The following is an 11589-nucleotide window of genomic DNA, read 5'->3' as shown; positions in this document are numbered from 1 at the left end:
GTTCAGGGTTGCAGCCGTGAGAGCAGACGTTGCCGATCCTGATCGCGACGTCGCTGCTCCATCCGCATCCGTTCGAGTTCGCCTTCCGCCTTGGCTGTGTCCTCGTTCTGGCGCTTCATTTCAATGATCAGCGCCTCCTGCTCTGCGAGCCGGCGTTCTCCTTCGACGACGTCGCGCTCGATCTGCCTCAGCTCATCGTATATCGCCGTCGTGTACATCGCGGTCCTCGCGCGGCCGTGCCGCGAAGCACGCCGCAGAGTAGCTTTCGCCTCTTCCAGAGCCTTATCCGGGCCGCGCGGTGCGGCCATGACCGCAGCGCGACGCGTATGACTTTTAACTCAGCCAGCTTCGTGAACGTTCCGGCTGATGCCATTTTTTCCCGGGCTTTGTCCGGTCGAACGAAGCGCCGCGTTGTAATCATTTTGGCGGAAGCGGCTCACCTAACACGCGACTGCCTGGAACGGATCTCGTCACGGCGAAAATGCGCTCAGCTCACGGCGGCGCTTTAGCCAAGTTGCAAACAAGTTGTCGGCACAATATCGTCGATCGTCCGCCCCCACGTCTTCCGCCCCCATGTCTGACGTCCAATCTCTTCGGGAGCCAACACTATGAATTTGGTCTCAGTGCCCGGCGGGATTCATCGCCCTCCAGGGAAGGTCGATATCCCGTCTGCCTGGCAGGGAGCTGAGATGAAAGCCAATCCTGATCGATGGTTGATATCGCTTGCGGCCGGCGAGATCGCCGAGCTTGAGGGCGCGGCCGAAACATATCTTGGCAGAAACAAAAAAATCGCCGAGATCACGAAGGAAAGCTTTCCGCTTCCCCACTTCGGCAGGCATCTGGAAGAGCTTAAGACAACGCTCCTGGCTGGCCTTGGCTTCGAAGTCATGCGCGGCCTCCCGGTGGCAAAATATAATCAGGAGTTTGCCGCTACGATCTTTTGCGGAGTGGGCGCGCACCTTGGATCGGCGCGGTCTCAGAATGCAGCGGGTCACATTCTCGGTCACGTCCGTGACACCGGCGCCGATGCAAGGGATCCCAACACCCGAATTTACCAAACGTCGGAACGGCAGACATTCCACACGGATTCGGCCGACGTGGTTGGATTGTTATGCATTCGCGAGGCGATGGAGGGAGGGGATTCTCTCCTCGTCAGTACGACGACAATCTACAACGAGATGTTTGACAGACGTCCCGACCTTGCCGCTCTCTTGTTTGATCCGATCGCGACAGACCGGCGAGGCGAAGTGCCGGAGAACGAAAAGCCATATCTTGAGATTCCGGTGCTGAATTGGCATGCGGGGTTCCTGACCGGCTTCTATCAGCGCCAATATATCGATAGTGCGCAACGCTTTCCCGATGCGCCAAGACTGACGCCGGCTCACGTCGAGGCGCTCGATCTCTTTGACGCGCTCGCAAATGATCCCGCGCTGCATTTCGGCATGCGGCTTCAGCCGGGCGACATGCAGTTCGTTTACAATCATGCCTTGCTGCATGACCGGACCGGATTTCGCGATTGGTCCGATGCAGGCCAGAAGCGTCATCTGTTGCGCCTTTGGCTCAGCATGGAAGGCGACCGGCCGCTGCCCGATTGTTTCAAGCAGCGCTATGGCTCGATTGAGATCGGCAACCGTGGTGGCATCATCACCAAGGGTACCAGTTTGAACGTTCCGTTGGATTGACGTTCGAAGCATCCAGCGATGTCCGCTCTTATGCCGATATTGGTAGACGAGCGGACATCGTTGCTGCGAAGCCTGGCACTAGATCGAGGCAGGCCATCTCGAGGCCACGGTCCGGCGCCATTTTCCTTTGCGCAACTGCGGCAAATGTCGCGATGGGCCAAAAGCGGAAGAAATTAGTTAGACAAGGGTCCGCCTTCTTTGGCCGGCCTCGTCGCGCAGGAGGCCGCTCTATCCGAGTGCTATTCAAGCCCGCCAGAAGGACTTTTTGATTTCCAGAGCGATGTCAGACCAGGACAATCCGACATCATGTAAGTCGTGGTCAGTCCATTGCGCCAATTCGCGGCGCTGCCGAACCCGTTCGCGCCAAATTTGCAGTGTGACAAACGCGCGCTTCACTGCGTCAGAAAGCTGCGAACCGTCGGACCCCACGGTCTTCGACATCCGGGCACCATACGAGGTCGATCGGCCCCTCCCTTTCACCGTCAGTCCTTTGCTCGGCCAAGCCAGATCGCGACCGCACCGGCGAGCAACACAGCGGCCGAAATGAGCAGCGAGGTATGTGCGCCCGCAATGAACACGTTGTTGTCTCCGACCAGCGAGCCGAATAGGGCAACGCCAAGCACGCTGCCGGTCTGCCGCGTTGCGTTCAAAACGCCCGCGGCGATGCCGGATCGCGACTTCTCGACACTGCCGAGCAGCGTCGAGGTCAAGGACGGCACGAGCAAGCCGAGCCCGCCGCCGAGGATCACAAGCTGAGTGCCGATCGCCCCGTAGCTGGTGCCTGAGGCGATAGGCAGCAGCGCAACGCAGCCCGCGGCAGTAATCGCACAAGCCAGTGCAATGGTTTGCGGCGCGCCGAGGCGCTCGCTGACCGATGCGGCGACGAGGTTGGCGGGCAGCACCATGCCCATCATGGGAACGAAAGCGAGACCCGTTGCGAACGGCGACCAGCCATTGATTTTCTGAAAGTAGAGACTGAGCACGAAGATCAGGCCGTAGAAGGCGATGTTGAAGAGGAGCCCGACCAGAGCGGTCAGCGCAAACACGCGGTGGCGGAACAGCGAGAGTGGCAGCATCGGTTGTGGCGCGCACGCCTCGCGCCATACGAACAGGAGTCCGATCACGGCCGCTGCCACGAAGCCCATGATGACGAGCGGATGGCTCCAGCCGAGCACGCCGCCTTCGATCAGGGCGCCGGCCAGCGTGCCGAGGGTTGCAATCGCCGCGATCTGTCCCGGCAGATCGATCTCGCGCTGCGCGAGCCGCGGCGTCTCCTCGGCATAACGCCAGGCAAGCCAGAGGCCGGCGGCGCCAATCGGCAGGTTGACGAGAAAGATCGCGCGCCAGCCGACCAGCGCGATCAGCGCGCCGCCGACAAACGGCCCAGAAGTCAGTGCGACGCTCGCACCTGCGGCCCAGAAGCCGACCGCGCGGCCGCGCGCCTTCGGATCGGTATAGGCATGATTGAGCAGCGTGAGCGAGTTCGGCACCAGGATCGCTGCTGCCAGGCCCTGCACGGAGCGTGCGGCGATCAGGAATATCGCCGACGGCGCCAGCGCGCAGGCGAGCGAAGCCAACGTGAAGATCGCAAAGCCCGCGATGAATATCCGTTTGGCGCCGACGCGGTCACCGAGCGCGCCGGAGGTCAAAATGAAGGCCGCGAATGCGATGGTATAGGCGGTCACCACCCATTGCAGCTCGGCCACGCTACCGCCGAGCGAAGTGCCGATGCTGCTCAGCGCAGTATTGACGATGGTGATATCGAGCTGCACCACGCCAAGGCCGAGGCTTGTGGCAGCAAGTGCCAGCGCCGTCGCGAGAGGCGAACGGGATGACGTGTTGTCGGAGTGGGCTAGTTCCGGCTGTCTTGTATTGAACGAAGTTGTTGGCATTGATCACACTCAGTTGCCTGCGAGAATTTGACGGCCCTGATCAGCCCACTTCGCGATGGTCATTCGATACCAACCGAATACTCGGAGCCGCGGGATGATCTTTCTCCTCGTCGCGGCATTTCTTCACCGGGCCTACTGGCGTCCGGGCAACCTATGTTTCGTGATCGATCCAGTCTCGCGGAAACACTACGGTCTTGACCGAAGTATCCGTGCTTGGCACTGCGTCCTTATTGGCGTACGAGAAGGGCATGGACACGGGACCCAAAATCGCCCAAGTCGCAGCGGTCATCGGCGATCCGGCGCGCGCCAACATGCTGAGCGCGCTGATGGATGGCCGAACGTTGACCGCCTCGGAGCTCGCCTATGTGTCTGGCGTGGCGCCGCAGACAGCGAGTGGCCATCTTGCGAAACTCAGCGACGCGGGATTGCTCGCGCTCGCAAAGCGGGGCCGACGGCGATATTTCCGCCTGGCCTCTCCGCACGTCGCGCGCGTGCTAGAAGGTCTCATGGTCGTGGCGCAGGACGGCCCTGCCCGGCAGCGCAATCTCTGGCGCGGTGGAGAAACGCTCCGGCACGCGCGCACGTGCTATGACCACATGGCAGGCCGCATCGCCGTCGCAATCGCCGACCGGCTGGTCCAACAGTCGTTTATTTTGCTCGACGAGGATGGCGGGCAACTCACCGACGCCGGCCGGTCATTCTTCAATGAGTTGGGCGTCGATCTTGGCCTCGCCTCTAAGCGCCGGGTGTTCTGTCGCCCCTGTCTCGACTGGAGCGAGCGCCGGCCGCATCTGGCCGGGGCAGTCGGCGCCGCCATTCTTGATCACGCTCTCGAGCACGATTGGGTCGAGCACGTCAGGGATAGCCGAGCGCTCGTCGTAACCCCGGTTGGCGTTAGAGAACTCGCCACAACGTTCGGCATTGAGGGCGTACCCCCGACGGACGGTCACGATGGGCGTGTTGGATCACTATCCGGAGGCCGGGTATCAGCTATAACGGTCGAGTCAGCGCCTCCCGGACGGAGGTAGTAGCGCGATTAGCCATTTTAGGCTGTGGTGACCGGAGCTAAGGCAGATGCGCTCCATTGTGGCCGTTCTGCGCCCTGCAGCGATGTCCGCTACCGCGCCATTGTTGGCGAAGAAGCGGACATCACGCGCGCCGGAGCTGTGCGCTCCGATCAAACTAGGACGCGGCCTTAGGCGCGCCTACTCCTCGTCATCGTCCTCGTCTTCGTCGTCGAGCTCTTCCAGTCGATCGAGGACCGCGAGCGGCAGCGTCTCGCGAAACAGATCGCCTTCCGCGCCCATCCAGAGACAGATCACGTCGTCGCCCTTCACGTCCGCGACGGTGAGCGGCTGCCCGCCGGATTTCAGCATGACGATATCGCCGGCTTTTAGTTCCATGGATGGTCCTTTCGGGTTGATTGACGGAGAAGCTAGCAAACCGGCATGACATGCCGATCACGGGCTACTCGGTCAGTGGATGTGTTGCGGTAGCGCGCATCCGCCGGCCGTGCTGCTGAAACGTCGATCAGAGAGCTTTAGGCCGGAGCGATCCCATCACGAGAGGCAATGGCGCCTGTTCGATGGATGGCGCAAGGGCTCTTCCGTCCCGTGCGTCGCGACCATGACACCATGCGCCTGTTTTGCCCGACGGAGCAACCGATTTCGTCGGATCCGCAGTTCGCGTTTTCCGCAAGTCGTTGATTTTGCTGCGGCCGTCTACTGTGCATGGGGTTGTTTTCGATGTTTTTGTTTACGCACCCTGATTGCAGTCAGCCCGGCACCAGTTCTGTCAGCGAGCGGATGATGCGGTCGGGCTTGACGATCGAGCCTTCGGGCAGGCCGTCGCCATGCACGTCGATCCAGATCGAGTAGATGCCGAGACGCTGCGGCGTCACGACTTCCCATTCCAGATTGTCGCCGATCATCCAGGTATCCTCAGCGGTGACGCCAAGCGCGTCCATCGCGTGCAGATAGGCACGCTCCTCGGGCTTGCCGAAGCCGTGTTCGCCCTCGATCTGGATGTGGTGAAAGCGATGCGCCAGCTCGAACCGCTCGACCTTGGCGCGCTGGGTGTCGGCGGCGCCGTTGGTCACCAGCGCGAGCTTGATGCCGAGCGCCTTCAATTTGTCGATCGCATCATGCGCGCCGGGGAAGACGAACATCTCCTCCTCGCGATAGGTGGTGAAGCGGTCGGCGAGACGAATGGCGAGGTCGTCCGGCAAGGCGCGGTGACCAGCGGCTGCGAGCGCGGCAAAACCGCCCTTGACCGTGAGATGGCGGGCCTCGGCGAGCTTCATCCGCCACGAAGCGTCCGCATTGGCCCAGAAGTTTTTCGCGAAAGCGAGCACCGTGGTTGCAACCAGTTGCGGCGGCAGCGGCGCCAGCTCCTCGGCGAACTCCGCTGTGATCGTGTTCCAGGCGATCTCGGGCCGCGCATAGGCCGACAGGATGGTGTCGTCCATGTCGATCAGCATGGCGCGCGGCAGCGGCCTCATTGCGGGCTTCATCATCGTCATGGCCACTTCACCTCCGGCGGCAGCGACGACAGGATCGAATCCACATTGCCGCCGGTCTTGAGCCCGAAAATGGTGCCGCGGTCGTAGAGCAGGTTGAACTCGACATAGCGGCCGCGCCGGATCAATTGCTCCTCGCGATCCTGCGCGGTCCAGCTCGTCGCGAAATTGCGCCGCACGATGTCGGGATAGATCTTCAGGAAGGCGCGGCCGACATCCTGGGTGAAGGCGAGGTCGGCGTCCCAGTCGCCGCTGTCGTGCCAGTCGTAGAAGATGCCGCCGATGCCGCGCGCCTCTTTCCGGTGCGGCAGGTGGAAATACTCGTCGCACCACTTCTTGTACTTGTCGTAATCGGCGACGCCGTTCGGCTGGGTGCAGGCCTGTTTCATTGCGGCGTGGAAGGCGATGCTGTCGGCATCGTCCTGCGTGCGCCGGCGGTCGAGCACCGGCGTGAGATCGGCACCGCCGCCGAACCAGGCTTTCGTGGTGACGACGAAGCGCGTGTTCATGTGCACCGCCGGCACATGCGGATTGCGCAGATGTGCGATCAGCGAGATGCCGGAGGCCCAGAATTTCGGGTCGTCCGCCGCACCGGGAATCTGCGCGCGAAACTCGGGCGCGAATTCGCCGTGCACGGTCGAGCAATGCACACCGACCTTCTCGAACAGGCGGCCTGACATCATCGACATCACGCCGCCACCGCCGGCCGCGCCGGTATGATCGGTGCGCTGCCACGGCGTGCGTTTGAAGCGGCCGGGCTCGCCCGAATAGAGGCTTTGCGGGGCATCGTCCTCCAGCCGCTCGAAGCTCGCGCAGATGTCGTCGCGCAGGGCTTCGAACCAGGCGCGTGCGCGCGTCTTGCGGTCTTCGATCGTAGAAACGTCCATATGCAAATCCCAACGAACCGGCTCGTAGGGTGGGTAAAGGCGCACTTGCGCCGTGCCCACCATTGATCACCGTTTATCTTGAATGGTGGGCACGCTACGCTTTGCCCACCTTACGAATTTCACCCCTGCGGACCGTAATAGGTGCAGCTCTCGTTGCAACTGTCGCGGTGGATGCTGACGCGGGTGAGCTTGCCGATAGGGGCCAGCCGCTCCCAGACGAAGCGCGAGAGGTTTTCCAGCGTCGGTGTGCCCAGCGCCTCGATCTTGTTGAGGTACTTATGGTCAAGCGTCATGCGCACGTCCTCGATGGCGCGCTGGACCAGGCCGAGATCGACCACCATGCCGGTTTTGGGATCGGGTGTGCCGCGCAGCGTCACCTCGGCGCGAAAGGAGTGGCCGTGGATCTCTTCGCTATCAGCGCCGAATGTCGTTCCCGACAATGAGTGCGCCGCCTCGAAGCGAAACGATTTCGTCAATTCCCACATCTGTTCGAAAACCAATCCTATCTGATACCGAGCGATTTATGGGTCTGCACGCTGAGCCGCCATTGCGGATGATTGAGGCAATAGTCGATTGCGCCCGCGGTGTTTTGGGCGACCTCGGGCCCGTCCATCGGCTGCAGCGAGAAGCGCTCGAAGGCGAGATCCGCGAAGGCCTCCGGCATGGCGAGCGGCTGCGGATAGACCAGCTTCAGCTCGTGGCCGCGCCGGATCACCAGATCGCTGCCGCCCTTCGGGCTGACGCAGATCCAGTCAAGCCCCTCGGGCGGGGCGATCGTGCCGTTGGTCTCGACGCCGATCTCGAAGCCGCGGGCATGGAGCGCGTCGACCAGCGCCGTATCGACCTGGAGCAGCGGCTCGCCGCCGGTGAGCACCACGTAACGGTTGTCGGTGGAGGCCGTCCATTGCGCGGCGATGGTGTCTGCGAGGTCCGCGGCCGAGGCATAGCGCCCGCCGAGCGTGCCGTCGGTGCCGACGAAATCGGTGTCGCAGAATTTGCAGGTCGCCTCGCCGCGGTCCGCCTCGCGCCCGCTCCAGAGATTGCAGCCGGCAAAACGGCAAAATACGGACGCGCGCCCGGCATGGGCGCCTTCGCCTTGCAGTGTCAGGAAGATTTCCTTGACCGCGTAACTCAACCGTCTCTCCTCAACATATCAAACTTGCGGGTTCCGGAGCTGCCGCAGCGCTTCGCCTGCGGCCATCGCCGCGGTCATGGCGACATTGAGCGACCGCAGCCCCGGGGCGATCGGGATCACCAGCCGCGCGTCCGCGGCCTCGACCACCGCCTCGGTGACGCCGGCGCTCTCGCGCCCGAATAGCAGGATGTCCGCCGTCTGGTAACGGAAATCGCGGTAGTCGGTCGCGCCTTTGGTGGTGAACAGCAGCAGGCGGGCGCCTTGCGCCGCGCGCCATTGCTCGAATTTCGACCAGGAGTCGTGCCTGACGATGCTGACCTGATCGAGGTAGTCCATTCCCGCCCGGCGGAAATGCCGGTCGGAGACGGGGAAGCCCGCCGGTTCGATGATGTGGGCGGCCACGCCCAGACAGGCGCAGAGCCTGAGAATCGTGCCGGTGTTCTGGGGGATGTCGGGTTGGAAAAGCGCTATCTGCATGGGCTGTGCATGGGCTGTCTCGGTTCGGTGCGGGCCGGAAATGTCTCAATAAAACATCGCTGGCCGCGGAATTCGTGCATTGCACGCTCCCGCGCCGATAGCGGGCTTGCGCTCGCCCGGCAAGGGTGCCAATAGAACGATTCTGGACTGCTGTTTTCGCCTTGTTTTGGTGGGGGCACGTGAAGTTCTGCCGCCGCGGGGGGCCGCGGGCGCCGGCAGGCTGTTCTGGGGACCTTGGGGGCTCCTGGAGCGGTTCCGCCGGCTGCATAAGAAGAAAGGGTTGGAATCGTGACGACAGCGTCTTCGGCGGACCATCCGACACGCCGTGATTTCTTATTCGTTGCAACGGGGGCAGCTGCAGCAGTAGGGGGCGCAGCCGCGCTCTGGCCCTTTATCTCCCAAATGAATCCCGATGCGTCGACCATCGCCGCCGGTGCGCCGATCGAGGTCGATCTCAGCCCGGTCGCCGAGGGGCAGGACATCAAGGTGTTCTGGCGCGGCAAGCCGATCTATATCAGCCACCGCACCAAGAAGCAGATCGACGAGGCGCGCGCCGTCAACGTGGCGAGCCTGCCCGATCCGCAGTCCGACGAGGCCCGGGTCAAGTCCGGCCATGACCAGTGGCTGGTCGTGATCGGCATCTGCACCCATCTCGGCTGCATCCCGATCGCCCATGAAGGCAATTACGACGGGTTCTTCTGCCCCTGCCATGGTTCGCAGTACGATTCGTCCGGCCGTATCCGCCAGGGGCCCGCGCCCGCCAACCTGCCGGTGCCGCCGTACCAGTTCGTTTCCGACACCAAAATCCAGATCGGCTGAGCTTCGGGCCCTCGTCCGAAGCTTCGCGCCGTCTCGTCGTACTATTTCCTCAGGATCGCATCATGAGCGGACCATCCGACTACCAGCCGAGCAATCCGGCCCTGCAATGGATCGAGCGGCGTCTGCCGATCCTCGGCCTCATGCACTCCTCCTTCGTGGTCTATCCCACCCCGCGCAACCTGAACTATTGGTGGACCTTCGGCGCCATCCTCTCCTTCATGCTGGGGATCCAGATCCTGACCGGCGTGATCCTGGCGATGCACTACACGCCGCATGCCGACCTCGCCTTCAAGTCGGTCGAGCTGCTCGTCCGTGACGTCAATTACGGCTGGCTGCTGCGCAACATGCATGCCGTCGGCGCCTCGATGTTCTTCGTCGCCGTCTACGTCCACATGCTGCGTGGCCTTTATTACGGCTCCTACAAGGAGCCGCGCGAGGTGCTCTGGATCCTCGGCGTCATCATCTACCTTCTGATGATGGCGACCGGCTTCATGGGCTACGTGCTGCCCTGGGGCCAGATGAGCTTCTGGGGCGCAACCGTCATCACCAATCTGTTCTCGGCCATCCCCTATGTCGGCGAGAGCATCGTGACGCTCTTGTGGGGCGGCTATTCGGTCGGCAACCCGACGCTGAACCGCTTCTTCTCGCTGCACTATCTATTGCCGTTCCTGATCGCGGGCGTCGTCGTGCTCCACGTCTGGGCGCTGCATGTCTCCGGCCAGAACAACCCTGATGGCGTCGAGCCCAAGACGGAGAAGGACACGGTTCCGTTCACGCCGCATGCGACCATCAAGGACATGTTTGGCGTGTCCTGCTTCATGCTGCTCTACGCCTGGTTCATCTTCTACATGCCGAACTATCTCGGTGACGCCGACAACTACATTCCGGCGAACCCGGGCGTGACGCCGCCGCACATCGTGCCGGAATGGTATTACCTGCCCTTCTACGCGATCCTGCGCTCGATCCCGAACAAGCTCGCGGGCGTGATCGGGATGTTCTCGGCGATCATCATCCTGTGCTTCCTGCCCTGGCTTGATGCTGCCAAGACCAAATCGTCGAAGTACCGTCCGCTGGCCAAGCAGTTCTTCTGGATCTTCGTCGCGGTCTGCATCCTGCTCGGCTATCTCGGCGCGCAGCCGCCGGAAGGCATCTATGTGATCGCCGGCCGGGTCCTGACGTTCTGCTACTTCGCCTACTTCCTGATCGTGCTGCCGCTGCTCTCGCGCATCGAGAAGCCGCGTCCGGTGCCGAACTCGATCTCGGATGCCGTCCTGGCCAAAACCGGGAGCAGGTCGACGCCGATGGTGTCGAGCGCGATCGTGCTTGCGCTGGCGGGCGCGTTGTTTGCGGGCTCAGCCGATCGCGCGCGTGCCTCCGAAGGCAGCGACAAGCCGCCGGGCAACAAATGGTCGTTCGCCGGTCCGTTCGGCAAGTACGACCGCGGCTCATTGCAGCGCGGCCTGAAGGTCTACAAGGAAGTCTGTGCCAACTGCCACGGCCTGTCCTACGTCGCCTTCCGCAACCTCGCGGAAGCCGGCGGTCCCGGCTATTCGGTCGCGCAGGCTGCAGCCTTCGCCTCCGACTACAAGGTCAAGGACGGTCCGAACGACGCCGGCGATATGTTCGAGCGCCCGGGCCGGCCGGCGGATTATTTCCCCTCGCCATTCCCGAACGAGCAGGCCGCGCGTGCGGCGAATGGTGGCGCGGCGCCGCCGGATCTGTCGCTGATCACCAAGGCGCGCTCCTACGGCCGCGGCTTCCCCTGGTTCATTGTCGACTTCTTCACCCAATATCAGGAGCAGGGCCCGGACTACGTCTTGGCGGTGCTCCAGGGGTTTGAGGACAAGGCGCCCGAGGGTGTGACGATCCCGGAGGGGTCCTACTACAACAAGTACTTCCCGGGCCACGCCATCAAGATGCCGAAGCCGCTCAGCGACGGCCAGGTGACCTATGACGACGGCTCGCCGACCACGGTCGCGCAATACGCTAAGGACGTCACCACGTTCCTGATGTGGACCGCCGAACCGCACATGGAAGCGCGCAAGCGCCTCGGTTTCCAGGTGTTCATCTTCCTGATCATCTTCGCCGGCCTGATGTACTTTACCAAGAAGAAGGTCTGGGCCGACTCGCACTGAGCGGCCCGAGGCGAGAATGAAGAGGCCCCCGCAAGGGGGCTTTT

At 62.7% G+C, this 11589-nt stretch carries 13 protein-coding genes; 4 read left to right on the top strand and 9 right to left on the bottom strand.

Annotated elements, in window-relative coordinates; genetic code table 11:
* Positions 1 to 2: 2 nt before the first annotated feature.
* Entirely contained in the window at positions 3 to 218 is a 216-nt protein-coding gene (locus tag ABIB80_RS10925; protein WP_007595064.1) for a hypothetical protein, read from the bottom strand.
* A gap of 390 nt (positions 219 to 608) precedes the next feature.
* On the opposite strand from ABIB80_RS10925, the gene ABIB80_RS10920 reads away from it, so the two are divergent.
* Positions 609 to 1682 (top strand): TauD/TfdA family dioxygenase, encoded by a 1074-nt coding sequence (locus tag ABIB80_RS10920; RefSeq protein ID WP_354127388.1) that lies wholly within the window; start codon positions 609 to 611, stop codon positions 1680 to 1682.
* Positions 1683 to 1925: 243 nt separating this feature from the next.
* Here ABIB80_RS10920 and ABIB80_RS10915 read toward each other — a convergent pair whose 3' ends face one another.
* Both ABIB80_RS10915 and ABIB80_RS10910 read right to left on the bottom strand, forming a co-directional pair.
* Entirely contained in the window at positions 1926 to 2123 is a 198-nt protein-coding gene (locus ABIB80_RS10915; RefSeq protein ID WP_354127387.1) for a DUF1127 domain-containing protein, read from the bottom strand.
* A gap of 41 nt (positions 2124 to 2164) precedes the next feature.
* Positions 2165 to 3574, bottom strand: coding sequence for an MFS transporter (locus tag ABIB80_RS10910; protein WP_354127386.1), 1410 nt, complete (start codon positions 3572 to 3574; stop codon positions 2165 to 2167).
* A gap of 248 nt (positions 3575 to 3822) precedes the next feature.
* Between ABIB80_RS10910 and ABIB80_RS10905 the strand changes: the two genes are divergently transcribed.
* A complete protein-coding gene (locus ABIB80_RS10905; protein WP_007595057.1) occupies positions 3823 to 4602 on the top strand; it encodes an ArsR/SmtB family transcription factor in 780 nt (259 codons plus the stop codon).
* Between the two features lie 177 nt (positions 4603 to 4779).
* Here the strand turns inward: ABIB80_RS10905 and ABIB80_RS10900 are convergent, their stop codons facing one another.
* The 6 genes from ABIB80_RS10900 to ABIB80_RS10875 all read right to left on the bottom strand — a co-directional run bounded on the left by ABIB80_RS10900 (position 4780) and on the right by ABIB80_RS10875 (position 8591).
* Entirely contained in the window at positions 4780 to 4977 is a 198-nt protein-coding gene (locus tag ABIB80_RS10900) for a YodC family protein (RefSeq protein WP_219684499.1), read from the bottom strand.
* Positions 4978 to 5348: 371 nt separating this feature from the next.
* Positions 5349 to 6095 (bottom strand): HAD family hydrolase, encoded by a 747-nt coding sequence (locus ABIB80_RS10895; RefSeq protein WP_354127385.1) that lies wholly within the window; start codon positions 6093 to 6095, stop codon positions 5349 to 5351.
* Entirely contained in the window at positions 6092 to 6979 is an 888-nt protein-coding gene (hemF, locus tag ABIB80_RS10890) for an oxygen-dependent coproporphyrinogen oxidase (RefSeq protein WP_354127384.1), read from the bottom strand. The genes ABIB80_RS10895 and hemF overlap by 4 nt, the downstream gene beginning before the upstream one ends.
* 119 nt (positions 6980 to 7098) lie before the next feature.
* The gene (locus ABIB80_RS10885; RefSeq protein ID WP_247357255.1) at positions 7099 to 7464 is read right to left on the bottom strand and encodes a 6-pyruvoyl trahydropterin synthase family protein; all 366 of its coding nucleotides are present in this window, start codon (positions 7462 to 7464) and stop codon (positions 7099 to 7101) included.
* 17 nt (positions 7465 to 7481) lie between these two features.
* Positions 7482 to 8114, bottom strand: coding sequence for a 7-carboxy-7-deazaguanine synthase (queE, locus tag ABIB80_RS10880; RefSeq protein WP_354127383.1), 633 nt, complete (start codon positions 8112 to 8114; stop codon positions 7482 to 7484).
* Between the two features lie 18 nt (positions 8115 to 8132).
* Complete coding sequence (locus ABIB80_RS10875; protein ID WP_007595044.1) at positions 8133 to 8591, bottom strand: tRNA (cytidine(34)-2'-O)-methyltransferase; 459 nt, start codon at positions 8589 to 8591, stop codon at positions 8133 to 8135.
* A gap of 288 nt (positions 8592 to 8879) precedes the next feature.
* Here ABIB80_RS10875 and petA point away from each other — a divergent pair, with 288 nt between their 5' ends.
* Both petA and fbcH read left to right on the top strand, forming a co-directional pair.
* On the top strand, positions 8880 to 9410 hold the full coding sequence (gene petA, locus ABIB80_RS10870) for a ubiquinol-cytochrome c reductase iron-sulfur subunit (protein WP_007595042.1): 531 nt from the start codon (positions 8880 to 8882) through the stop codon (positions 9408 to 9410).
* Positions 9411 to 9472: 62 nt separating this feature from the next.
* Positions 9473 to 11545 carry a cytochrome b/c1 gene (gene fbcH, locus ABIB80_RS10865; RefSeq protein ID WP_354127382.1) on the top strand — a complete coding sequence of 691 codons (2073 nt, stop codon included), beginning with the start codon at positions 9473 to 9475 and terminating at the stop codon, positions 11543 to 11545.
* Positions 11546 to 11589: the final 44 nt, after the last annotated feature.

Origin of the sequence: Bradyrhizobium sp. i1.15.2 (genome assembly GCF_040548425.1) — a bacterium.
Classification (GTDB): Bacteria; Pseudomonadota; Alphaproteobacteria; order Rhizobiales; family Xanthobacteraceae; genus Bradyrhizobium; species Bradyrhizobium canariense.
This window is presented reverse-complemented; position numbering and strand designations above follow the sequence as displayed.